This is a genomic window from Nocardioides sp. QY071 (assembly GCF_029961765.1).
Lineage (GTDB): Bacteria > Actinomycetota > Actinomycetes > Propionibacteriales > Nocardioidaceae > Nocardioides.
The window spans coordinates 1904854-1928525 of record NZ_CP124681.1; the positions used below are offsets into that span (position 1 = coordinate 1904854).

At 71.9% G+C, this 23672-nt stretch carries 22 protein-coding genes; 9 read left to right on the plus strand and 13 right to left on the minus strand.

Features of this window, described 5'->3' with window-relative positions:
- Positions 1 to 8: 8 nt before the first annotated feature.
- The 6 genes from QI633_RS09150 to QI633_RS09175 form a co-directional block, all read right to left on the minus strand.
- On the minus strand, positions 9 to 1493 hold the full coding sequence (locus QI633_RS09150) for a glutamine synthetase family protein (protein ID WP_282428756.1): 1485 nt from the start codon (positions 1491 to 1493) through the stop codon (positions 9 to 11).
- Between the two features lie 25 nt (positions 1494 to 1518).
- Positions 1519 to 2181 (minus strand): type 1 glutamine amidotransferase, encoded by a 663-nt coding sequence (locus tag QI633_RS09155; protein WP_141799447.1) that lies wholly within the window; start codon positions 2179 to 2181, stop codon positions 1519 to 1521.
- Positions 2178 to 2447: a hypothetical protein gene (locus QI633_RS09160; protein ID WP_141799446.1), complete on the minus strand. Its 270-nt coding sequence runs from the start codon at positions 2445 to 2447 to the stop codon at positions 2178 to 2180. The genes QI633_RS09155 and QI633_RS09160 overlap by 4 nt, the downstream gene beginning before the upstream one ends.
- A 1-nt stretch (position 2448) precedes the next feature.
- The gene (locus tag QI633_RS09165; RefSeq protein ID WP_141799445.1) at positions 2449 to 3048 is read right to left on the minus strand and encodes an aromatic-ring-hydroxylating dioxygenase subunit beta; all 600 of its coding nucleotides are present in this window, start codon (positions 3046 to 3048) and stop codon (positions 2449 to 2451) included.
- Entirely contained in the window at positions 3045 to 4289 is a 1245-nt protein-coding gene (locus QI633_RS09170; protein WP_282428757.1) for an aromatic ring-hydroxylating dioxygenase subunit alpha, read from the minus strand. The genes QI633_RS09165 and QI633_RS09170 overlap by 4 nt, the downstream gene beginning before the upstream one ends.
- Before the next feature lie 263 nt (positions 4290 to 4552).
- Positions 4553 to 5317, minus strand: a complete 765-nt coding sequence (locus QI633_RS09175; RefSeq protein ID WP_282428758.1) for an IclR family transcriptional regulator — start codon at positions 5315 to 5317, stop codon at positions 4553 to 4555.
- Positions 5318 to 5506: 189 nt separating this feature from the next.
- Between QI633_RS09175 and QI633_RS09180 the strand changes: the two genes are divergently transcribed.
- From QI633_RS09180 to QI633_RS09195, 4 genes are all read left to right on the plus strand, one after another.
- A complete protein-coding gene (locus QI633_RS09180; protein ID WP_282428759.1) occupies positions 5507 to 6691 on the plus strand; it encodes a M24 family metallopeptidase in 1185 nt (394 codons plus the stop codon).
- Positions 6681 to 8465 (plus strand): hydantoinase B/oxoprolinase family protein, encoded by a 1785-nt coding sequence (locus QI633_RS09185; RefSeq protein WP_141799441.1) that lies wholly within the window; start codon positions 6681 to 6683, stop codon positions 8463 to 8465. Before QI633_RS09180 ends, QI633_RS09185 begins: the two co-directional genes overlap by 11 nt.
- 16 nt (positions 8466 to 8481) lie before the next feature.
- Complete coding sequence (locus QI633_RS09190; protein ID WP_282428760.1) at positions 8482 to 10590, plus strand: hydantoinase/oxoprolinase family protein; 2109 nt, start codon at positions 8482 to 8484, stop codon at positions 10588 to 10590.
- An 86-nt stretch (positions 10591 to 10676) separates the two neighbouring features.
- Entirely contained in the window at positions 10677 to 12131 is a 1455-nt protein-coding gene (locus QI633_RS09195; RefSeq protein ID WP_141799439.1) for a hypothetical protein, read from the plus strand.
- Between the two features lie 51 nt (positions 12132 to 12182).
- Here the strand turns inward: QI633_RS09195 and QI633_RS09200 are convergent, their stop codons facing one another.
- From QI633_RS09200 to QI633_RS09220, 5 genes are all read right to left on the minus strand, one after another.
- The gene (locus QI633_RS09200; protein ID WP_282428761.1) at positions 12183 to 13127 is read right to left on the minus strand and encodes a helix-turn-helix domain-containing protein; all 945 of its coding nucleotides are present in this window, start codon (positions 13125 to 13127) and stop codon (positions 12183 to 12185) included.
- An 81-nt stretch (positions 13128 to 13208) separates the two neighbouring features.
- Positions 13209 to 14702, minus strand: a complete 1494-nt coding sequence (locus QI633_RS09205) for an NAD(P)/FAD-dependent oxidoreductase (RefSeq protein WP_282428762.1) — start codon at positions 14700 to 14702, stop codon at positions 13209 to 13211.
- Between the two features lie 10 nt (positions 14703 to 14712).
- Positions 14713 to 15492, minus strand: a complete 780-nt coding sequence (locus QI633_RS09210) for an SDR family oxidoreductase (protein WP_282428763.1) — start codon at positions 15490 to 15492, stop codon at positions 14713 to 14715.
- 133 nt (positions 15493 to 15625) lie between these two features.
- Positions 15626 to 16402, minus strand: coding sequence for an MBL fold metallo-hydrolase (locus QI633_RS09215; RefSeq protein ID WP_282428764.1), 777 nt, complete (start codon positions 16400 to 16402; stop codon positions 15626 to 15628).
- A gap of 27 nt (positions 16403 to 16429) precedes the next feature.
- Positions 16430 to 17164, minus strand: a complete 735-nt coding sequence (locus QI633_RS09220) for a hypothetical protein (RefSeq protein ID WP_282428765.1) — start codon at positions 17162 to 17164, stop codon at positions 16430 to 16432.
- Positions 17165 to 17352: 188 nt separating this feature from the next.
- Between QI633_RS09220 and hrcA the strand changes: the two genes are divergently transcribed.
- From hrcA to QI633_RS09235, 3 genes are read left to right on the plus strand one after another with little or no spacing between them, the layout of a single operon-like run.
- The gene (gene hrcA, locus QI633_RS09225; protein ID WP_141799433.1) at positions 17353 to 18378 is read left to right on the plus strand and encodes a heat-inducible transcriptional repressor HrcA; all 1026 of its coding nucleotides are present in this window, start codon (positions 17353 to 17355) and stop codon (positions 18376 to 18378) included.
- An 11-nt stretch (positions 18379 to 18389) separates the two neighbouring features.
- On the plus strand, positions 18390 to 19550 hold the full coding sequence (dnaJ, locus tag QI633_RS09230) for a molecular chaperone DnaJ (RefSeq protein WP_141799432.1): 1161 nt from the start codon (positions 18390 to 18392) through the stop codon (positions 19548 to 19550).
- 15 nt (positions 19551 to 19565) lie between these two features.
- The gene (locus QI633_RS09235) at positions 19566 to 20318 is read left to right on the plus strand and encodes a 16S rRNA (uracil(1498)-N(3))-methyltransferase (RefSeq protein ID WP_282428766.1); all 753 of its coding nucleotides are present in this window, start codon (positions 19566 to 19568) and stop codon (positions 20316 to 20318) included.
- A 65-nt stretch (positions 20319 to 20383) separates the two neighbouring features.
- Here QI633_RS09235 and QI633_RS09240 read toward each other — a convergent pair whose 3' ends face one another.
- Together QI633_RS09240 and QI633_RS09245 are read right to left on the minus strand one after the other, a co-directional pair.
- Positions 20384 to 21436, minus strand: coding sequence for a winged helix DNA-binding domain-containing protein (locus QI633_RS09240; RefSeq protein WP_282428767.1), 1053 nt, complete (start codon positions 21434 to 21436; stop codon positions 20384 to 20386).
- The gene (locus QI633_RS09245; RefSeq protein WP_160158285.1) at positions 21433 to 22338 is read right to left on the minus strand and encodes a Gmad2 immunoglobulin-like domain-containing protein; all 906 of its coding nucleotides are present in this window, start codon (positions 22336 to 22338) and stop codon (positions 21433 to 21435) included. Before QI633_RS09245 ends, QI633_RS09240 begins: the two co-directional genes overlap by 4 nt.
- Positions 22339 to 22387: 49 nt before the next feature.
- Here QI633_RS09245 and QI633_RS09250 point away from each other — a divergent pair, with 49 nt between their 5' ends.
- Together QI633_RS09250 and QI633_RS09255 are read left to right on the plus strand one after the other, a co-directional pair.
- Complete coding sequence (locus tag QI633_RS09250; RefSeq protein WP_282428768.1) at positions 22388 to 23251, plus strand: hypothetical protein; 864 nt, start codon at positions 22388 to 22390, stop codon at positions 23249 to 23251.
- A gap of 33 nt (positions 23252 to 23284) precedes the next feature.
- A complete protein-coding gene (locus QI633_RS09255) occupies positions 23285 to 23629 on the plus strand; it encodes an HIT domain-containing protein (protein ID WP_282428769.1) in 345 nt (114 codons plus the stop codon).
- Positions 23630 to 23672 lie beyond the last annotated feature (43 nt).

Here is a 23672-nt window from a genome sequence, read left to right on the forward strand (position 1 = left end):
GAAGCGGGTCAGAACAGGTCGAAGTACTCGCGGTGCTCCCAGTCGGTCACCCCGTTGACGTAGGTGGACTCGTCGGGGTTGGCCTCCACCCAGGCCCGGTGCCGGTCGACCTCGCTGCGCTTCATCGTGACCAGGTAGTCGATGAAGCCGTCGCCGAACGACTTGCGGTAGAAGGCGTCGTCCTCCAGGGCGTCGACCGCCTCGGCGAGCGAGGTGGGCAGCTGCGGGACGTCGGCGGCGTACGGGTCCGTGCTGATCGGGCCGGGCCCGATCCGGTTGACGATGCCGTCGAGGCCGGCGGCGGCCTGGGCGGCGATGTAGAGGTACGGGTTCGCCGCCGAGTCGCCCACGCGGTTCTCGACGTGCGAGGCGGCGTCACCGGGTGCGCTGATGACGCGCATCATCGCCGCCCGGTTGTCCTGGCCCCAGGTCAGGCGGTCGGGCGCGAGCGAGTACGGACGACGCCGGCGGTAGCCGTTGACCGTGGGTGTCGTGAACACGGAGGCGGCGACGCCGTGGGCGAGCGTCCCGCCGACGTAGTGGCGACCGAGCTCGGAGAGCGACTCGCCCTCGCCCGGGACCATCAGGTTGCGGCCCTCGGCGTCGACGATCGAGGTGTGCAGGTGCCAGCCGTTGGCGTAGAACCCGGCGATGGCGGGCGTGCACATGAACGTCGCGTGGTGGCCGTGGCGTTTGGCGACCTGCTTGGCGGTGGTCCGGAACAGGGCGGCGGAGTCGGCCGCGGCGAGTCCTTCGAGGATGTCGAAGGTGGTCTCGACCTGGCTCGGTGCCCACTCGTCGTCGAACGAGCGCAGGGGGAGGCCCATGGCGAGGAGCGAGTCGCGGATCGGCGCCAGGATCGGGTCGATCTCGTCGAGGTGCTCCAGCAGCAGGTAGTTGTAGCCCCGGGCCACCGGCGCGACCGCCGGCGGGTCGGCCGGCGTGCCGGGAGAACCGAGCGAGACGCCGGCCAGGTTCTCCTCGAGGAGCCTGGTCAGGTACCACTCCATCTCGACGCCGGCGATGAGGGTCAGCCCGGCCCCGGCCATCTCGGCGAGAGCCTGCTTGAGGATCGTGCGCGGCGCCAGCGGCAGCGGCCGTCCGTCGACCATGTAGAGGTCGCAGAAGACGAGCGCGGTCTTCTCGATCCAGGGCAGCACGGTGAAGGTGCCCGGGTCCGGGACCATCTTCACGTTCGGGCTGCCGCCGAGGCCGTCGATGGTGAAACCGCCGTCGGGGGTGAACGGGTTGAACACGATCGCGTTGGCCGGGTCAAAGAAGAACGGCGCCATCGTGATCTCGTTCCCCGCGGCCAACGCGGCACGGTAGGCCTCGACCGTGAGCGCCTTGCCGCGCAGCAGGCCGTGCTGGTCGGGCCAGACCAGGCGCACGATCTCGACGCCCTGCTGCTCGATGGTCTTCAGGGACTGCTCGGCAGCGGCCGCCTGGTCCGGGGTGTAGAGGCCGTGCTTGTCGATGAACTTCGCGGACATGGGTCCTCCTGTGAGGGTGGGTAGGTCAGACGGCTGCCGGGAGACCGGCGAGCCAGGTATCGATGAGGCGCTCGCCCGGGGTCGGCGACGGCGGACCCGCCGCGACCTCGGCCCGCAGCGCGGGGACGTCGACGCCGAAGCGGGTGAGCTTCTCCTCCTCGGCGTCCAGGACGGCGTAGAAGCCGGCGCTGTCGAGCTCGGGGTGGAACTGCACGGCCAGCGCGGAGCCGTAGCTCCAGGCCTGCAGGTACCGGTCGGTCCGGGCGAGTACGGCGGCTCCCGGCGGCGGTTCCATGGAGTCCGAGTGGAAGGAGAGGTAGCGACCGGACGGTGGCTGCTCGGCCGTGGACGCCACGTCGATGTAGCCGAACTCGAGGCCGCTGGCCCCGGGGAAGGCCCGGCCGCCAGTGGCGACGGCGAGCAGCTGGGAGCCGAGGCAGATGGCGAGCAGGGGAGTCTCCCGCTGGACGGCAGCGGAGAGCGCCTCGATCTCGGGCCGTAGCAGCTCCCGGTCGGCGTACGCGCTCTGCGCTCCGCCGAGCACCACCCAGGCCTCGTGAGCGTCGGGGTCGGGGAGCTCGCCGCGGTAGGCGGCATGGATCACGAGCTCACGACCGGCCGCCTGGGCCTGCTTGCACAGGACGCCGATCGACGGGTCGGGGACGTGGCTCAGGACAGCGATGCTCATGGTTGGGGCCTCGGCTCGATCGGGGTGCGCCACGGCGCCCAGTGGTCGATGGCGGCGAGCGCGGCGAGCAGCTCCTCCATCCGGTGCCGGTCGACGGCGACCCAGTCGCCGTCGGGGTACACCTGGTAGGGCGTGAAGTCCCACGGTGCGAGGTGCCGCGCGGTCTGGACGAGCGGCTGGACCGAGGCCAGCTCGCGTTCCAACCGGCTCACCCGGGCACGCGACAGCGCCAGCTCGCGTTCGAGGCGGGGCAGGTCGTCCGCCATCTCAGAACACCAGCGTGAGGTTCTCGTGGTACTGCTCGGAGTCGAGCAGGTTCACCATCTTCAACCGGATCCGCCAGCCGTCGTCGTGCGGGAGGAGCACGTGGCCGTACCAGCCGGCGTAGACCTTGGCGACCCCGGCGCGGAACTCGTGCACGACGAAGCTCGAGCGCACCACGAGGCGCCCGTCCGGATCGGTCACCGTCTCGATGTTCGTGATCGTGCGTCGGGTTCGCGAGGCCGGGAGCTGGCTGTAGGCCAGGCCGGTGCGCAGCCAGTAGACCCGGTCGGTGAGCCTGCGGTGGTCGTCGAAGGCGTGGCTGACCTCGGTGCGCGGGTTGCCTCCGCCGGCGGTGACAGGCACCCAGTAGAGGCCGTCGCCGGCGAACAGGTCGAGCCAGTCGTTGAACCGGCCCTCGTCGACCAGGCGTGCCTCGTGGGCGAGGAAGGACTGCGCCTGGTGCCACTCCTCGAGGGCTGCGGCCGGCCAGTCGTCAGCGAACAGGGCACGGAAGCCGTCGAGCTCGTCGTACCAGTCGGCGTCGACGTGGAACGAGTGCGCAGAGGTGTCCTGGAACTGCGGCGGGAGCGCGGAGAGCCTCATCGGACCTCCTCCCGCATCCGGCGCAGCCACTCGTCGTAGTAGCTGCGCATGTGCAGCTCGTCGGTGACAGCCGTACCGATCACCCCGTCGTCGCCGAGCGACTGCCAGCCGGCCACGTCGAGGCCGCGGTTCATGAAGATCCATTCGGCCTCGGGCGCGGCGAGCCCGCGCTGGGCTTCCTCGAAGTTGGCCTGGTCGTCCGGCTCCCCGAAGGCAGGGAAGTCCTCCTGGGTGCGCATCCGCAGGGTGTTCACCTCTTGCGGGACACCGCCGATCCGGGTCGCGTGCCACGTGAGCTGGGTGCGGTCGACGGCCAGCGGCTCGATCACCTGGATCTGGTTCCCGATGATCAGCAGGTTCGGGAAGATGCTCAGGTTGATCTGGGCTCCGATCGCCAGGTCCAGCAGCCGGTCGGCGTCGTCGCCGTGCTGCTCGCGGATCCGCTGCTCGAAGGACTCCCGTCCCGGTTGCGGCCGCTGGTTGGCCCAGAAGCTGCCCGGATCGTCGCCGTGGGCGGGCCGCTGGTCGATCACGCTGTGGCCGTTGCCGAGGGAGTACGACTGCATCGGGCCGTCGTCAGGCGTGCGGCCGAAGTACGACATGTCCTTCGACTCGCCCATGCGCGAGGCCATCTCCAGCAACGAGCGGTGTGAGAACGACGGGTGGTAGCCGTCGCCCGCGTTGTCGTACGCGAGCTTCCAGTTGCCCCGGAAGCCCATCCGGTAGGCGGCGGAGCCGAGGAGCACCTCGCCCTCGGGGGCCCGGTCGATCCAGTAGTCCAGCCAGGGGAGGGCGTGGCCGAGCCACTCCTCGACCGAGGGGGCGTCGGCGTTCATCGTGCCGAACACGAAGCCGCGGTAGCTCTCGACCCGGCTCACCCGGGTCAGGCCGAACTCGGAGCGGTCCATCTCGCCGTACCCCTGCGGCCACGGGACGCCGACGAGCTCGCCGGTGTTGCGGAAGGTCCAGCCGTGGTACGGGCACTGGAAGCTCTTCGCCGTGCCGGACTCCTCGCGGCACACCGTCGCCGCGCGGTGGGCGCAGCGGTTGAAGACCGCGTGCAGCGCGCCGCGCCGGTCGCGGGTCACCAGTACGGGACGCAGCCCCATCCGCACCGACACGAAGGCGTTCGGCTCGGGCAGCTGCGACTCGTGGGCGAGGTACATCCACGACTCGCCGCCGAAGACCTTCACCATCTCCTCGGTGAAGACCTCGGGCTCGGTGTACAGGGTGCGGTGCACCCGGTCCTCGTGCACCAGGTCGCCCCAGCGGTCGGTTCGGCCCCTCTCCGGTGCTGCAGTCGGTCGTTGTTCCTGGACGGTCATCTCGCGCCTCGCTCGGATCGCTGTCGATGAGCAGCGGCAGAGGTTCGCCAGAGATGCGTCCGCCTCCACCGCGCTGCGGGTGGCGGCACGCTATTGACGGCGAGCGTCGTGGGACTACGCCGTACGTGCTGAATTCCCCCCAGGGAAATTCCGGACCGTCAGGTCAGGCTCGGCGAGGCTCAGGAGGTCGACGTACCCAGCGCCTCCTCCGTCTGCTCGACCGCGTAGCGCAGGGCCTCGACGTAGTCCGCCACCTTCGACCGGTCGAAGCGCGAGCTCGGGATCGCCAGCGAGATCGCGAAGGTCGGGCGGCCCAGGGCGTCCTTCGAGCAGACCGCGACACCGTCGACGCCCTGGGCCGACTCCTCGATGCTCAGGGCGTAGCCGCGGGTGCGGACGGCGTGCAGGTGCCGCTTGAGTGACTGCATGCTGGTGATCCGCGAGGAGCGCGCCGGCGGGAGGCCGTCGGCGAAGACCTCCTCGAGCTGCTTGCCGTTGAGCTCGGAGAGCAACGCCTTGCCCGCTGCGGAGGCGTACGCCGGCACGCGGTCCCAGCGGTCGGTGGCGACGTGCGACGGGGTCGGGCCGGCCACGCCGTCGACCCAGCGCAGCAGCGGCCCCTGGCGCACCCAGACGTGCACCGTCTCGCCGACCGCCTGGCTCAACCGGTCGATGACCGGGTGCACGAGCGTGCGGAACTCGCCGACGTCGCGGCCGCGGACCTGCTCGGGCCGCATCTCCGGGCCGAGCCGGTACTGCCGGTCCCGGTCCTGCATCGCGAAGCCGTCGAAGCACAGCGCGGCGAGCAGCCGGTGCGCGGTCGACGGGGCAACGCCGAGGAGCTCGGCCGCCTCCTTGACGCCGAGGACGCGGCCGTCGCGCAGCTCCTTGAGCAGGACCAGCCCGCGGTGCAGGGACTCGATCGGTGGTGTGGAATTCGCCACAACGAAAAACATAGCGCCGTTCGTTCTCGGTGCTGTTGCCGCGGGACTACGTTCACGTCACCTCGAGGACCGACCTCGGAGACGCCGCCCGGCTCGCGACTCTGCGACCCGGTGGCGCCGGTCCTCACCGAGTCCGGGCGCGCCGGCCATGCCGTCGTCCGCCCCTGCCCTCATTGGAGGAGGTTCCCCATGTCCCAGTCCATCGACGAGCGCGATCGGCGTTGGGCCGAGCTCGACAAGGCGATGGTCGAGCACGACCTCGACGCCCTCGTCTTCGCGGCGAACGACTACCGCGGCCACAAGGGATCGCTGCGCTACGTCGCCGACTACAACCTGTGCCACAAGTACGGCAACGCCGTCCTGCTGCGCGACCGTGAGCCGGTGCTCGTCCTGTCCGGCAGCCTGGTCAGTGCCCGCAAGCCGGTCTCCGGCTGGGTGCGCGACTACCGGTTCCCGGCCACGACCGGCGCCGGCCTGGTCGAGGCGCTCAAGGAGTCGAGCCGGGTCGAGAAGGTCGGCATCATCGGCATGGGCCAGGTGCTCAAGGTCAACGAGTACCTCGCCCTCACCGAGGCGTTCCCGGGCTGCGCGTTCGTCGACTTCACCAAGGAGTTCGAGCGGATCCGCGCGGTCAAGAGCGGCTACGAGCTGGCGGGAGCCGAGGAGTCGGCGCACATCCTCGACCAGTGCTTCCACCGGCTGCTCGAGATCGTCCACCCCGGGATCACCGAGCGCGAGATCGGCGCCGAGATGCACCGCGTCGGCCACCTGCTGGGCGGAGAGGACCCGATCTTCCTGTCCATGCACACCGACGAGCAGAACGAGCACTCCCGCTCGACCTTCGACAGCCCGCGCGACCGGGTGCTCGGCACCCACGACGTGCACACGTTCTCCTTCGAGATGATCGGGCCGCGCGGCTACTGGACCGAGCTGGCCCGGATGGTCACCTTCGCCCAGCCCGACGAGGTCACCGCGCGGATGGCGCGCGCGGTCACCGACGGCATCGGGAACGGCGCCCGGGCGATGGCACCCGGCGCGATCCCGAGCGACATCCAGCGAACCGTGCTGACGGGCGTCGAGCAGCACGGTGCCACCACGTCGTACTGGTCCGGGCACTCGCTCGGCCTCGACGTGATCGAGGACCCGATGATCGGCCTCGACGTCGTCGAGGATCCCGAGCAGTCACCCGACAACACCATCGAGGCAGGCATGGTCCTGACCCTGCACCCGATGGTCCAGGACATCGAGGGGCGCCACAGCGGCTACATGTCCGACACTTTCATCGTGGAGTCCGGCGGCAGCCGGAAGCTCTCCGAGCACCCGACCGGTCTCCACCGCGTCTCCCGAGGAGGGGTCACCATCCATGACCACTGAGCCCATGACCACCGAGCCGACCACCGCGCCGGCCGCCGGCATCGACCCGATCACCGCGTCGGTCCTGCAGCGCCGGGTCGACTCCGTCGCCAAGGAGATGGCGACGATGCTGATGCGCTCGTCGCGCTCCCCGATCTTCAACGAGATCGGCGACCTGGTGACGGTCATCTTCGACCGCAACGGCAACACCCTGGCCCAGGCCGAGTTCGCCGCGATCATCGCCTTCGGCGCGCACCCGTCGCTGGAGTACATCATCGAGTACTTCGGCGACGACATCCACGAGGGCGACGTCATCATCCACAACGACGTCTACCACGGCGGCAACCAGAACGCGGACACCGGCATCTTCCTGCCGATCTTCGCCGAGGGGCAGCTGATCGGCTGGACCGCCGCGAAGGGCCACCTGGCCGACATCGGCGGCATGACGGCGGGTGGCTACAACCCCAACGCCCGTGACATCTGGCAGGAGGCGCTGCGGATCCCGCCGCTCAAGCTTGCCGAGAAGGGCGTCCCGCGCAAGGACGTATGGGACCTGCTCGCCGCCAACATCCGGTTCGGCTTCGTCATGGAGGACATCCGGGCGATGGTCGGCTGCTGCACCGTGGGCGCGCGTCGGGTGGTCGAGGTCGTCGACCGCTACGGGCTCGAGAGCTACGAGTCGCACTGGCGCTACATCCTCGACAGCTCGCGCCGCCAGGTCGAGGCCGAGGTCGGGCGCTGGCCCGACGGCCGCTACCACGGGGAGAGCTTCATGACCTCCGACGGCGTCGACCCGGAGAAGAAGTACAAGATCGCCGTCGACATCGAGATCGCCGGCAGCGACATCACCTTCGACTTCTCCGGCTCCGACGACCAGTCGCCCGGCATCTGCAACATGCCTCCCGCCGCGGCCAAGGGTGCGGTCCGGATCGCGTTCCTCATGTTGATGGCCAGCGGCGGGATCCGGATCCCCACCAACCAGGGGCTGTTCGCGCCGATCGCGACGAGGTTCCGCAAGGGATCGATCGTCGACCCGGAGTTCCCGGCCGCGACGATCTACGGCAACCAGCTCTGCGACGAGGTCGTCGAGGCGATCATGCTCGCGCTCGCCGACGCGCTGCCCGACCGGGTCTGCGCCGGCTGGAACAAGTACATGTGCACCGCCACCAACGGCATCGACCCGCGCACCGGTGAGCCGTTCGCGGCCTTCACCGTCTTCCAGAGGACAGGTCCCGGCGGCGTCCAGGGCCAGGACGGCTGGGACGCGCTCGGCTTCACCGGCACCGCCGGCCAGATGCGTTACCCCGACCCGGAGATGCTCGAGATCACCACTCCGCACTTCCTGGAGTACAACGAGTACCTCCCGGACTCCGCGGGCTCCGGCGAGTTCCGCGGCGGCTACGGCACGCGGTCGGCCTGGCGGACCTACGGGGAGGGCCAGATCGGTGTGACCCTGGCCGACAACATGGCGCACGAGGGCGCCTACCCGGCCCGCGGTCTGTTCGGTGGCCGCGACTCCGGCCTCAACGAGCTGCGCGTCGAGTACCCCGACGGCTCCGGTCAGGACTGGGGCTCCAAGGAGATCATCGACCAGCCCGTCGGCACCCGGATCGTCTCGAACGCCGGGGGCGGAGCGGGGTACGGCGACCCGCGCCGCCGTCCCGCGGCGAAGGTGCTCGCGGAGGTCCGCGACGGCCTCCTCTCGGCCGAGAAGGCCCGCGCCGACTACGGCGTCGTACTCACCGCCGACGGTCAGGCCGTCGACGAAGTCCAGACCGCGGCGCTGCGCGCCTGACCCGCAAGGACCCACCATGAGCACCACCATGAGCATCCGAATCGGAATCGACGTCGGCGGCACGTTCACCGACTTCCTCGTGATCTACCCCGACGGCAGCCGCCGCATCCACAAGACCAGCTCGGTCCCGTCCGATCCACCGCAGGCGGTGCTCAACGGGCTGCGCGAGCTGGCCGACCTCGAGGGCACGACCGTCGAGGAGTTCGTCGACCGGATCGGCATGATCGTGCACGGCACGACCGTGACCACCAACGCGCTGCTGACCCGGCGCGGCCCGAAGACCGCCATGCTCGTCACCGAGGGCTTCCGTGACGTGCTGCCGATGCGGCACGGCACCCGCGAGGACGGCTACGACAACCTCCTCGCGATGCCGGAGCCGCTCGCGCCGCGACACCTCCGGCTGCCGATCGAGGGCCGGATGGACTACCAGGGCGAAGAAGTGACGCCGCTCGACGAAGACGGTGTACGCGCGGCTGCGGCGACCCTGCGTGAGCAGGGCGTCGAGTCGGTCGCCATCTCGTTCATGCACTCGCACGCCAACGCGGCGCACGAGCAGCGGGCCGCGGAGCTGCTCCGCGAGCTGCTGCCCGACGTCTACCTCACCGAGTCGGCGGAACTGCTCGGCCAGGCGCGCTACTACGAGCGCTCCAGCGCCGCCGTCCTCAACTCGTACGCCGGGCCGATCATCTCGTCGTACCTGACGACGCTGACCGGCCTGCTCGAGGAGGTGCGCTTCGGCGGACTCCTCCTCATGATGCAGTCCAACGGTGGCGTAGCGACGCCCGACCAGCTGGCCCGGCGGGCCGCCCTGTCGCTGCTGTCCGGCCCGGCGTCGGGGCCGACCGCGGGCCTGCTGGTCACCGCCGAGCACGGCTGGGACTCGTGCCTGACCGTCGACATGGGCGGCACCAGCTTCGACGCCGCGGCGGTCAAGGGCGGCAAGCCGCTGGTGATGACCGACGGCAGCATCGACCGCTGGTCGCTGGCGCTGCCCTCGGTCGACATCCACACCATCGGCGCGGGGGGAGGCTCGATCGCCTCCGTGGACGAGGGCGGTCTGCTCAGTGTCGGACCGCAGAGCGCCGGAGCCGTGCCCGGCCCGGCCTGCTACGGCCGCGGCGGCGACCGTCCGACAACGACCGACGCGGACGTCGTGCTCGGCTACCTGGACCCGGACAGCTTCCTCAACGGCCAGATGCAGCTGGACAAGAAGGCCGCCGAGGAGGCGATCCGCCGCGACGTCGCCGAGCCGCTGGGCATCAGCGTGCTGGAGGCGGCGGCCGGCATCTACGAGATGGTCAACGTCTCGATGGCCTCCGGCGTCCGTGACATCACGGTGCGTCGGGGCCTGGACCCGCGGGACTTCCCGATCGTCGTGGCGGGCGGTGCGGGACCGGTCCACGCGGCCGCGATCGCGGGCGAGCTGGACATCCCGGTACTGATCACGCCCCGTGACTCGTCGATCTTCTGTGCGGCCGGCATGCTCGTGTGCGACTTCAAGCACGACTACGTGCAGAGCGCCAACGACCGGCTCGACAGCCTCGACCTCGACGGCCTGGTCCACACCTGGAAGGCGATGGCCGAGGAGGGCCGCGCGACCCTGCACGGCGAGGGGGTCGGCGACGACGCGATCTCCTTCGAGCCGTCGCTCGACCTGCGCTACAAGGGCCAGTGGTACGAGCTGGGCATCCCGCTCGATGCCACCATGCTCGACGCACCCGACGTCGCCGCGATCGCGTCCGCCTTCCACGCCGAGCACGAACTGCTCTTCGGCTACCACAGCGACGAGATGCCCATCGACGTCCTCAACGTCCGCCTGTCGGCGGTCGGGCGGACCTCCGACGAGCGGATCGACCTGAGCTCGGAAGTCCCGGTCGACAAGCCCGCGCGTCCCGCCCGGCGAGAGATCTGGTCTCCGGCACAGAAGGCGATGGTCGAGGTCGACGTCCACCAGGGCACCTCGATGGGGCCGGGCACCCGGCTCAGCGGGCCCGCGGTCATCGAGCTCGGTACGACGACCATCGTCGTGCTCGACCAGTACGACTGCGTCGTCGACCGCAGCGGCTCGTTCGTGATGTACCTGCGCGAGCGCGCAGCGGAGATCGAGGCGCAGCTCAACCTCTGAGCCTCACCGTCTCTCGGGCTCCCACACCGGCCCGGCGCAGTCAGCGCCGGGCCGGTCACCCCACCCACCCCGTCAGGAGTTCCGTCATGCCCGAAAACACCCCACGACGGCCCGATCTCCGGGCCGTCATCGAGGACAACGCCCTCCAGTCCGTGCCCCTCGACCAGCGCCAGAGCGGCTGGTCGCTGTTCGCCAACACCGCCGGTGTCGGCTCGACCCTCGTCGTCCTCGGGGTCGGCGCGGCCGTCACCTTCACCGCCGGGACCAAGTGGGGACTCGTCGTCGCCCTGGTCGCGGCGGTCTTCGGCTCGTCGATCGGCTGGGCCGTGGGCCGGATCTGTCAGGTGACCGGCACGTCCTCCACGGTCACCGCCCGCTTCCACGGCCTCGGCGCCCGTGGGTCGGCGATCGCCTCGCTGGTCTTCGCGTTCATGATCCTGGGCTTCCTCGCCCTGGAGAACGCACTGCTCTACTACGGCACGATCTTCATGTTCGGCTGGGAGCCGTCGGCGGCCAACAAGATCGGCATCTTCGGCGTCCTGACGCTGGCCTGGATCGCGCTCACGACGTTCGGCCTGGGGCTCGTGCAGAAGGTCTCCCTGCTGCTCACCGCCGTCTGCGGCGTGCTGTTCGTCGTCGTCACCGTGATCGCGCTCGACAAGTCCCACGTCTCGCTGGCCGACATCTGGGCCTACAGCCCGCCGAACGTCGGCTTCACCGAGGTCACCGGCGCGCTCTCGATCATCGCCGGCATCGCCGGTGCCCTCGCCCTCGTGGGGGCCGACTTCAGCCGCTACGCCCGGACGTCGAGCGACGTGAAGGTGCTCGCCGTCGGCGGCGCGATCGTGGTCAACATCGTGATCGTCGCGATCGGCACCATCGTCTTCCAGGCCGGCAACGTCGTGGTCGCCGAGTACCTCGCTGACCCGGCCAACGCCGCCCAGGCGGCCAGCCAGGCCGGTGCCACGATCCCGGAGAAGATCGCCTTCATGTCGTCGGCCAACCCCGGCGCGTACTTCATCGTCCTGTCCGGCTTCCTCGGGTTCCTCGTGATGTACGCCGCGCAGGCCAAGGCGCAGGTGCTCAACACGTACTCGGGCTCGCTCGCGCTGAGCAACCTGTCCGACGCGGTCCTCGGCCGCAGCCCGGGCCGACTGTTCATGGTGGTGCTCGGCAACGTCATCGCGCTGCTCGCGATCTGGGGCGACATCCTGGACCGGATCAACTCGTTCCTCGGCCTGCTGGGCATCCTCACCACCGCGCTGTGCGCGCTGATGATCACCGACTTCTTCGTGGTCGGGCGTGGTCGGGCCCGCAGCGCGGAGCGGGTCGAGCAGGTCAACTGGGCGGGCGTCGTCGCGATGCTGGGCTCGTCCGCCGTCGCCTACTGGCTGCAGGACTCCGGCCGGACCAACCTCGGCTTCCTGGTCGCGCTCGTCCTGTGTCCGGTGGTGTACGTCGTCCTGCGCACCTCGCTGCTGCCCGAGGGCCGCGGCACGAACACCGTCGCGGCCAGCGCCGCGCTGGAGCTGGCGGAGTAGGCAGTCCAGTCCGACCCGCTTCGCACCCACCTGGCGCGCTGACCATCGGGGTCAGCGCGCCAGCGTCTGTGAGGGCAGCTCGTGGAAGCGGTCACGGTAGGCCCGGGCGAAGCGGCCGAGGTGGAAGAAGCCCCACCGGGCGGCCACGACGGCGACGGTCGTCGACAGCGGGTCGGCGGCGACCAGGTCGCGCCGGGCGCGCTCGAGCCGGGCCCGCCGTACCTCGGCCAGGGGAGTGGTCCCCAGGTCGCGGTGGAAGGCATCCTGGAGCGTGCGCGCCGACACGCCGCTGAGCTCGGCCAGGTCGGCGACCCGCCAAGCCCGCCCGGGGTCGCCGTCGATGAGCGCCTGCGCGGTGCGGACCGCGTGCGTGGGAGCGGCGGTGCGGGGCTGCGCGACTGCGCTGTTGGGCTGCAGCGCGATCAGCGCCGCGACGAGGGTCTGCTCGTAGCTGGTCGCGACCAGCGGGGAGTGGATCAGGTCGCTGCCGACCTCGAGCTGCTCGACGCAGAGCCACAGCAGCCGCAGCCAGTCCCGCGCCGATGGGCGGTCGAGGGCGAGCACCGGGTCGAAGGCGACGCCGGGTGCGGCGAGGGCCTCGACCGCGCTGCGTCGTACCTGGACCACGAGCTTGGCGCAGTCCGCGGACCAGCGCATGTCGACCGGGTCGTCGGGCGACCCAACGAACGCCGTGCGCCGGTCGGCGACCAGCTCCCGCCGTCCCGAGCGCACCCGGGCCCGCCCACGCAGGGGCAGCTGGACGAGGTAGAAGTCGAGGAAGCGGCCCGGCGTGATCCGGACCTCCTCGCCGTAGCGCATGTAGTTGAGGACCACGTCCTCGCCGATCCCGACGGCGTTGTGCACCAGGTCCAGCCGGCCGTCACGGCGCGCCAGCGTCAGCGCGTGGGCGCAGTAGCGCGCAGCGACCTGCTCCCGAGCGACGTCGAGCTCGGTCGTGACGACCACGGGGTGCTGGGCGAGCAGGTCGGCGCCCATGGGCTGCTCCTTGCGTGAACGGGTCCGCCGACCCTAGGGCCGGGGGACCCGTTCACGCACCGGATCCGGTCGGGTTTTTCGTCACGCGGAATCGGCGGAGGCCTGTCGTGCGACCCGCCGTGCCAGCCGTCGGGCGACCTTCCGGTATGACGACGGGCGGACCGGGAGCAGCCACTGCACCGCCTTCGTGGCACGGCCGACGTCGAGGCCGACCTCGCCGAGCACCTCGTCGATGTTGTGCATCGAGAAGGGCACGACGTTGGTGCCACGCGCGGAGTGCCCGTCGGTCCGATCCTCCATCCACGCGACCCGATCGCGCACGACCGCCCGCATCGTCTCCGGTGCGGGGACCGTGTGGTGGCCCGCGAGGTAGGAGGCGATCCAGACCGCAGACATCTCGGCCGAGAGCGGTGAGAAGAACGACGAGTTGTAGCCGGCGAAGGTCAGGTCCGGCACGTCGACCGGCAGGATCTGGCGGTAGAGGGCGAAGTTCCCGCGCTCGTCGAGGAGGCGGTGCTGCACGTCCTCGGGGAGGAACGGGACCTCCTGCCGGAAGCCGGTGCCGCACACGACGACGTCCGCGCGGACCACCGAGCCGTCGGAGAGCTCGGCGTGGGGCCGGCCGTCCTTCTCCAGGAAGCGGGCCACGACCGTGTCGCGACGGACCGCGATCGTGCCGGCGGCGACGCCCTCGTAGAACCCCTCGGTCGCCAGGGACACCGAGGCCTTGGCGATGCTCGCGAAGGGAGCATCGGGGACCAGCCCCAGGCCGGGCAGCCCGAGCTGGGCGGTGACGACCTTCTCGACGCTGCCGAGCATCGCGTCCGGCAGGGCGGAGCCACGGGCGTGCAGGGCCCGCTCGACACCGGTGAGCCGCTGGTAGGGGAACAGCCCCTCGCCGAGCCGGGTGAGCAGCAGGTACTTGTAGTTGAGCACGCCCTTGATCCGGCGGGGCACCTTCCAGAGCAGGCCCCGGGCCACCACGGTCGTGCTCGCGGCGACGCGGCTCACCTCGACCGCGACGTCGCACGACGACTTTCCGTAGCCGACCATCAGCACGTGCCGGTCGCGGACCTCCTCGAGGCCGGCCAGCTCGCTCGTCGCGATCAGCCGGCCACCGGCGGCGGTGAGCTCGGCGACGCCCTCGAAGTCGGGGATCGCGGGCTCGCAGAAGATGCCGTTCGCGACGACGAGGTGGTCGTAGTGCTCGGTGCCGGCCCCGGCGCCGGTGGTGGTCACGTCCCACCCGCCGCCAGCAGCGGGCACGGCCTGCTCGACCCCGGTGCCGAGGCGGAGGAACGGGGCGAGCCCGAAGCGCTCGACGTACTCCTCGAGGTACTCCTGCACCTGGGCGCCCTCCAACCACTGGGGGAAGCGGCGCGGCATCGGGTGGTCGGAGAAGTGGTAGGTCTGCTTGTTGTTCTGGGTCCGCAGTCCGGGGTAGCGGCGGGTGCGGCTCCACACGCCGCCGACGTCCGGGGCCTTGTCGTGGACGGTGACGTCGTGGCCGAGCTGGCGCAGCACCTTGGCGGAGGCGAGGCCGGCGAAGCCCGCGCCGACGATGGCGATCCTCATCCCGACCACCTCACGCCATCAGCTGCGGGATCGCGGGCAGTGCCTGCTCGGGTCCGAGCGCCGAGTAGCCGCCGTCGACCGCCCAGTCCGCGCCGGTGACCACGGACGCCGCATCGGAGGCCAGGAAGGCCACCACGGCGCCGATCTCGGCGGGGTCGGCCACCCGGCCGGTGAGGTGGAAGGGCGCGGCCACGGCGTCGGTCTTCGCGCGGTCGCCGCCGGAGAGCTGGTCCATGATCTTCGACCAGGTCCAGCCGGGGCTCACCGAGTTGACCCGGATCCCGTCGGCGGCGAGGTCCAGCGCCATGCTGCGGGTCAGCTGGACGACGGCCGCCTTGCTGGCCGGGTAGGTCCATCGGCCCGGCTGGGCGACCTTCGAGGAGACCGACCCGAAGTTGATGACCGAGGCGTGCCGGCTGGCGCGGAGCCAGGGGAGGGCGGCCTGGACGACGGCGACCATCGAGACCACGTTGACGTCCAGCGCGGTGAGCCAGTCGGCTCGGGAGGTCGCGGGCCCGTCGTCGAGGTAGACGCTGGCGAGGTTGACCACGACGTCGATGCCGCCGTGCTGCGCGGCGGTCTCCCGCACCAGCGCGGCGACCTGGTCGTCGTCGGTGACGTCGGTGCGCCGGAAGGTCACCGAACCGCCGGTGACCGGGGCCGCGCCGGCGGCGTCGAGGTCTGCCACGACCACGTGCGCGCCGGCGTCGGCGAGCGCCTGGACCACGCCGTGTCCGATCAGGGTCGAGCCGCCGGTCACGATCGCCGTGCGGGCGTCGAGAGCTCCCATCGTTCCTGCCTCCTTGTTCTCGGGAAGAGATTGGGAGGGGACGTTAGGGAGGCAGGACGCGCCGCGACTATCCGTTGTGCGCGGACCTCGTCCGGTCTGCGCCGCGGGCGGTCGGGTCCTGCGACGTGGGAGCTCAGGCCAGCGGCAGCTGTCGCCTCGCCGGAGGCAGCTGCGCGTACCCCCGCCCGATCGCGTGGTGCAGCGCCTCGAGAGGGAAGGGCCAGTCGGCGGCGCCGAGCGCCTCGGCCTCGGGTACGCCGCCGGCAGCGAGCTCGCGGATCGTCTCGGCGACGGCACGCAGGTCGTCGCACTGCTGCTCGACGAACCGCCGGTCGACCACGCCGCCGTGCCCGGGTACGACGACGGTCGAGGGAGTGGTCAGGCCGAGGACTAGGTCGAGCGTCTGCGGCCAGTCCATCGGCCAGGAGTCGGAGCCGATCGACGGGGGAGCGGACTCCTCGACGAGGTCGCCGGCGAGGAGTACGTCGGCGTCGGGGACCCGGACGACGAGGTCGCCGGCGGTGTGGCCGCGGCCGGGGTGCACGAGCTCGAGCTGACGGTCGCCGAGGTCGATGACCGCGGCGCTGGAGAAGGTGTGGTCGGCGGGCGGTGCGGCGGGGTCGGTGCGGGCCGCGGCCTCGTCGGTCGCGTGGACCGGCAGGTCGTCGTAGCGGTCCTTGAAGGCGGCGTTGCCGAGCACGTGGTCGAAGTGGTCGTGAGTGTTGACGACCGCGACGACCGGGCCGGCGCGCAGGTCGCCGATCGCGGCGATGGCGGCGCGGGCCTCGGCGGCGCTGGCCAGCGTGTCGATGACCACCAGGCCCCGCTCGCCCCCGACGGCGACCAGGTTGACGTCGTACGACGGAACGCGGCGGACCCAGACCCGGTCCGCGACCTCGGTGAACGGCACGCGTCCACCGTAGCGATCCGGAGCGGCTCAGCAGAGGCCGGCGTGCAGCTCGGTGCGCAGCAGCTCGCCCAGCTCCTGCGCGGAGCAGGCCGCGGTGGCGAAGCGGAGCACGGTGCGGTGGGCGCCGGTGAGGTCGACCCAGCGCAGCTCGACGCCCTCGGGGCGCAGCCCGGTGAGCTGGACGCCGACGACCTCGCCGAGGCGCGTCTGCGTCATCGAGGCGACGGCGCGGCGCAGCTCGTCCTGGTGGCAGTGGTTGGCGTGCTCGGTGGAGCGCTGCAGGAAGCCGCGGTTGAGGTCGTGCTCGGCGGAGGTGAACGCGGCGAGCGGCACCCGGACGCGGGTCTCGTCGGGTGCGTCGTCCGGCGCACTGGCCCGGGCGAGCAGCGCGAAGTCGAGGTCGACGCCGATCCGCATCCGGATCTCGTCGCAGCACTCGCACTGCTCGAGACCGAGCGCGTCGAGGCGCCCGGACAGGGTCAGCGTGGCGTCGCGGTCGGGGGAGCCGGCGGCGCCGAGGCCGCTCGTGAGGGTGAGCAGCGCGCCGCGGGCGTCTGTGGCGGCGATGGCGAGGGCGGAGTCGGCGGGGCAGGAGAGGACCGGGCGACCGCCGTGGTCCTGCATCTCGAGCAGGCTGTCATCGAGCCCGGCCGTCACGTCGTCGAGGCCGTCGACGACGAGCTGTACCTCGAGCGGGCAGGCCAGGATGCTGCGCGCGGCAGCGGCGAGGCGTCGTACGTCGAGACCGGGGTCGACCGTCATGTCCGCTCCTTGCAGCTCCGTCGTGAGCCTGGGTGATATTAGGTGAGCCTAACCTACTTGAATCGCGGCGGAGAGGGAAGGGCGTGTCCCGCGGGTCCGGGGATTCGACCGGGTCAGGGCTAGGATTGGCACTCCCGGCGGTGGAGTGCCAGGTTCCACGGGGCTCGGCGAAGGTTCAGGAGGTGGGCATGCAGGAGGAGCGCAGGCTCGCCGTGCTGCGGGCGATCGTCGAGGACTACGTCTCGACCGAGGAGCCGGTCGGCTCCAAGGCGCTCGTCGAGCGCCACCACCTCAACGTCTCGCCGGCCACCATCCGCAACGACATGGCGGCGCTCGAGGAGGAGGGATACCTCCACCAGCCGCACACCAGCGCCGGTCGGGTGCCGACCGACAAGGGCTACCGGCTCTTCGTCGACCGCCTCTCCACGGTCAAGCCGACCACTCAGGCCGAGCGCCGCGCGATCGCCGGATTCCTCGAGGGCGCGGTCGACCTCGACGACGTCGTGAACCGCTCGGTCCGCCTGCTCGCGCAGCTGACCCGGCAGGTCGCCGTCGTGCAGTACCCCACGCTCTCGCGCTCCACCGTGCGCCACATCGAGGTCGTCGCGCTGACGCCGGTGCGGCTGCTGCTGGTGCTGATCCTGAGCTCGGGCCGTGTCGAGCAGCGCCTCGTCGAGCTCGACGCCGAGATCAGCGACGACGAGCTCGCCACCCTGCGCTCGCGGATCAACCTCGCCGCCACCGGCGAGGTGATCGCCGACGCCGCCACCGCGCTCCTCGCCCTGGTCCGCGACGACGCGGGCACCCCGACGGCCTCCGCGCCCACCGTCGCCGTCGTCGACACCTTGGTCGAGGCGATGAGCGACCACCGCTCCGACGAGCGCGTCGTCGTCGGCGGTACGGCGAACCTGGCCCGGTTCGGCGACAGCTTCGAGACCTCGGTCCGCCCGCTGCTCGAGGCGCTCGAGGAACAGGTCGTGCTCCTCAAGCTGCTCGGCGAGGCGACCTCCGGCGGTGCGGTGACGGTCCGCATCGGCGCCGAGGGCCCCTACGAGAACCTCGCCTCCACCAGCGTGGTCGCCACCGGCTACGGCCCCGACGACGCGCTCGCCGCGCTCGGGATCGTCGGCCCCACCCGCATGGACTACCCCGGAACGATGGCGGCGGTGCGTGCCGTGGCGCGCTACGTCTCCCGCATCCTCGACGAGAGCTGAGAAGAAGAGAAGTGAGCCAGGACCCCTACGAGCTGCTGGGCGTCGGTCGCGACGCCGACGCCGACGCCATCAAGAAGGCCTACCGCAAGCTCGCCCGCCAGCTCCACCCGGACGTCAACCCGGACCCGGAGAGCCAGGAGCGGTTCAAGCAGGTCACCGCCGCCTACGAGGTGCTCTCCGACCCGCAGAAGCGGGCGGCCTACGACCGCGGCGGCGACCCGTTCGGCGGCGGCTTCGGCGGTCAGGGCGCGGGCTTCTCGTTCACCGACATCATGGACGCCTTCTTCGGCGGCCAAGGTGGCGCGCAGGGCGGTGGCCGCGGTCCGCGGCCGCGCGTGCGGCGCGGTCAGGACGCCCTGATCCGGATCGAGGTCGAGCTCGCCGAGGCCGCCTTCGGCGTCTCCCGCGAGCTCAAGGTCGACACCGCCGTGCGGTGCACCACCTGCGGCGGCGAGGGCGCCGCCCCCGGCAGCCACCCGGTTCCGTGCGAGACCTGCCACGGCCAGGGCGAGGTCGCCCACGTCCAGCGCTCCTTCCTCGGCGAGATCCGCACGCTGCGCCCGTGCGCGGCGTGCCGCGGATTCGGCACCGTGATCCCCGACCCGTGCCGCGAGTGTGCGGGCGATGGTCGGGTCCGCTCGCGTCGTACCCTCACCGTCAAGATCCCCGCCGGCGTCGACAACGGCACTCGCGTCCAGCTCAGCGAGCAGGGCGAGGTCGGTCCCGGCGGCGGCCCCGCCGGCGACCTGTACGTCGAGATCCACGTCGCGCCGCACGAGGTCTTCGAGCGCCACGGCAACGACCTGCACTGCGCCGTGTCGGTGCCGATGACCGCCGCCGCCCTCGGTACGACGATCGAGCTGCCCACCCTCGAGGCCGACCTCGACGCGAGCGCGGACGTCGAGCGCTCCTTCGACCTGCAGGTCCCCGCCGGCACCCAGTCCGGCCACCAGGTCCTGCTCCGCGGCCGCGGCGTCCCCGGTCTGCGTGGCGGGCGCGGCGACCTCGCCGTCACCATCGCCGTCGACACCCCGACCCGGCTCGACCCCCGCCAGGAGGAGCTGCTGCGCGAGCTGGCGGCGATCCGCGGAGAGGAGCAGCCGACCGGCGACGTCCGCCCGGCCCACAAGACCATGTTCGGCCGGCTCCGCGACGCGTTCACCGCGCACTGACCCACGGCTGAGCACATGACGCTGCCCCAGCACCTCGTCGCGTCGCTCGACGGCGTGGGCCCCGGTGACGCGGTCACCGTCGAGGGCCACGAGGCACACCACGCGGTCGTCGTACGACGGCTGCGGGTGGGGGAGCGGCTGCTGCTCACCGACGGGCTGGGCCTGGTCGCGACCGGCGAGGTGACCGCCACCGCCAAGCGGGCGTTCACCGTCAGCGTCACCGCGGTCGAGGACCATCCCGAGCCCCGGCCGTCGGTCACCGTCGTGCAGGCGCTGCCCAAGGGTGAGCGCGGCGAGCTCGCCGTCGAGGTCCTCACCGAGATCGGGGTCGCCCGGATCGTCCCGTGGGCCGCCGCCCGCAGCGTCGCCGTCTGGAAGGGCGAGCGCGCCGCCAAGTCGCACGCCAAGTGGCAGGCGACCGCCCGCGAGGCGGCCAAGCAGGCCCGCCGCGCCTGGCACCCGACCGTGCTGCCGCTCGCCGGGACCGACGAGGTGGTCGACCTGATCGGCTCCGCCGACGTCGCGGTCGTCCTCCACGAGGACGCCACCGAGCCACTCGGCGCCCTCGCCCTGCCCGCCGACGGCGACCTGGTCGTCGTGGTCGGACCGGAGGGCGGTCTCACCGAGGCGGAGGTCGGCCGGTTCGTGGCGCAGGGCGCGGTCGCCGTACGCCTCGGTGCCGAGGTGCTGCGCACCTCCACCGCCGGCGTCGCCGCTGTCGCCGCACTGCTGTCGCGGACCCGCCGCTGGGGTGGTCTGACCAGTTAGGGATTGGGCACGAACCGCAGCTGGATGGCCCGAAATGTTGCGGTTTGGTCCCAAACCGCAACAACTCAGCGGGCCAGCAGCGCCTCGACCCGCCCGATCTCCTCGTCCAGCCCGGCGCGCTCGGACCGGGTCAGCTCCCGGACCAGCTCGACGACCACGACCCGGCCGTCCTCGACCCGCCACAGGCCGGCCAGCCAGCCGTCGGCGTAGATCGACAGGGCCTGGGCGCCGTTGACGCCCATCCACAGCCGGCGGTGCTCGGGTGCGGTCACCCGGTCGCGACCGGCGTGGGAGAGCCAGACGTTGTCGTAGTTGCCGAGCAGCCGCACGGGCGCGGGCGCGTCCTCGTCGGCGATGGGGGCGCCCGGTACGTCGTACAGCGCCTTGCCGTCCTCGTCCTCGTGCACCTCGAGGTCGTCCATCGCCTTGACGACCGGCCCCAGGCGGGTGATGCCGGACCAGGCCGTGACGTCGGCGGCGGTGCCGGGGCCGAAGGCCGCGAGGTAGCGACGCACGAGGGACGGTACGTCGGGCGCGGCCAGGGGCAGGTCGGTCCAGCGCTCGGCGTGGTCGTAGGCGACGGCGGTCGACCCGGTCGGCTTCCAGCAGCCGCGCGGGGGCAGCTGGACGAGCACCTCGGCGACCCGGGCGACCTGACCCAGCTGGGTGGCGGTGTAGGCGGGGAACCGCTCGGCGAGCGCCGCGCCGAGCTGGCGCTGGGGGAGCGGGCCGTCGGCCAGGACCTCGCGGACGGCGGCCGAGAAGGCCGCGCGGTCGACCTCGCGCGCCGTACCGATCGACTGGCTCACCTTCATCTCACGCTCGCGCACCGGCGCCGCCCACACGGGCAGGGTGACCGCGTCGGCGGGCAGGTGGAGGTGGACGGTGTCGCGCAGGCTGAGGATCCGCACCAGCGAGCGGTCCTCGATCGCCGCGCTCACGGCGTGTGGGTCGAGGTCGGTGAGCCGCGCCGCGAGGGAGAGGTACGGCGACAGCGGCTCCTGCGCCTGCAGCCCGACCAGGTGCCCGACCATCGCGGCCGCCTCCATCGTCACCCGCTCGAGCAGGTGCTGGCGCAGCAGGAGCGTCCGGTTCAGCCGGCGCCGCGAGAACCTCACTCGACCGTGATCCGCTTCGTGTCCTCGGTCGGCCCGCCGCCCTCGCCGCCCGACGGGTCGTCGGTGCGGGCGACGAAGGTGTAGCTGCCCGGCGGCAGCTCGCTCACGTCGACCTGCGTGGTCCACGGCCAGAGCTTGTCGATCCAGCCGTCCGCCATGGCGGAGTTCTCGAGGACGACCTTGCCCGAGGAGTCCTGGATCTCCCAGGGCACCGTCGCCTCGAAGGAGCTGGCGCGGCCGGAGGCGGTGAAGGTGTCGCTGACCGCGGTGCCCTCCGCGGGCTCGGTGACGTTGACCAGGGCCAGGACGTCGAGCTCGGGAGCGGCTCTCAGGCCGTCACCGACGGGCACTCCGAGCAGGGTGGCGGCCGGCTTGCCGTCGTACGTCACCCGGAGCGGGAGCCGCTCGCCGACCGCTCCCTGCAGGGAGTAGACGAGCTGCTGGACGGCGAGCTTCGCCCGGGCGGGCTGCAGCGAGCCGCCCGTGAGCCAGGTGTCGTCGGCCAGGCCGACCTCGATCGCGTCCGCGGACCTCGTCACCGACGCGAACCGGCCCTTCGGCCACAGCGTGCGGTAGTCGGGATCGACCGGGTCGCCGCTGGTGACCGCGGCGGCGGTCGCGACCAGCCGGTCGGCGCCGGCGACCTGGATGAACTCGCGGTAGAGCCGGTCGCCCTGCGGCGTCTCGCCCGCGTAGTACGCCGGCACGGCCGACGCCTCGTCGTCCGGGCTGCCGGTCGCCGACGGCGTCCCAGCGGCGCTGCCGGTGGCGCTGCCGGTGGCGACATCGGACGTCGGCGCGTTGGGCGTCGGCTCGGCGGCAGGGTCGTCGTCACCGCAACCGGCCAGCACGCCCAGGGCGAGGACGGCGCCGGCGGCGACGAGGGTGCGGGGGAAGGTCATGCCTCGATCCTCTCCGATGCAGCGGCTCGGATGATGCACCATGGGCGGCGTGGCAGACCGTTCCGGGACCGCTCCGACCACCTTCGCCGAGGCCCTGGGGGCCGCGATGGAGCGTCGTGGCGCCACGCTGACCCACCTGCGCGACCGGCTCGCCGCGCGCGGCCACCCCGTGTCCCTCACCGCGCTGTCCTACTGGCGCTCCGGGCAGCGCGAGCCCGAACGTGCCGCCTCGCTCGAGGCGATCCCCGAGCTGGAGGCCCTCCTCGGCCTCGAGGACGGCGCCCTGAGCCGGCGGCTGTCCGGCCGGCTGCGTCGGCGCGTCGGCGCGGTCGAGCCCTTCGACGAGCTCCTGGGCGACCCCGCGGTCGAGTCGGTGATCGGGGAGGAGGACGTCTGCCGGGTCTCCTCCCACCTCGTGGTCGACGTGGGAGCTCGGGGCGAGATCCTCCGGGCGCGGGTCCGTCAGGTCGTCGTCGCCGACCGAGAGGGCGTCGATGGCGTCACCCTGTTCGTCGGCCCCGACGTCGGGACCCAGGAGAACGCCGTCGTCATGACCGCGGTCGCCGGATGCACGATCGAGGAGACCTACGACGTCGAGAACGGCATCCGCGGCTCACGGCTGGTCTTCGAGCGGCCGCTCGCACTGGGCGAGTCGACGGTGACCGAGATCGAGGCGACGACCGACGGGCTGGACCTGGAGACCGACTACGCGTTGGCCGCCGAGCAGCGTCTCGAGGAAGCCCTGGTCTGGGTGCGGTTCCACGCCGACCGGACTCCTTCGCGGTGCTGGGTGTACTTCTCCGAGGGCGGGCTGAGCCACAGCTGGCCGGTCGAGCTCGCCGGCGGGACCAGCGTGCACTACCGGCAGACCGCCTTCGGGCCCGGCTACCTCGGCGTGCGGTGGGAGTGGTGAGCCGGCAGCGCGCGAGGTCCTAGGGTGGGGCTCGTGACGGATCCCGACTGCCTGTTCTGCAAGATCGTCGCCGGTGACATCCCGGCCGAGATCGTCCACACCGGCGAGCGCACGGTCGCCTTCCGCGACATCAACCCGCAGGCACCCCTGCACGTCCTCGTGGTGCCGCGCGACCACGAGCCGAACGCCGCCGCCTCGGCCACCGCCGACGCCTCGATGTTCGCCGAGATCGCCACCACCGCGCGCAGTGTCGCCACCGGTGAGGGGTACGACGACTACCGGCTCGTCTTCAACACCGGTGCCGGCGTCGGGCAGACGGTCTTCCACACCCACTGCCACGTGCTCGCCGGGCGTCCGATGGGCTGGCCGCCCGGCTGAGCCGGACCCCACCGCGCCTGCGCAAACGAGTGGGCGCGGCACG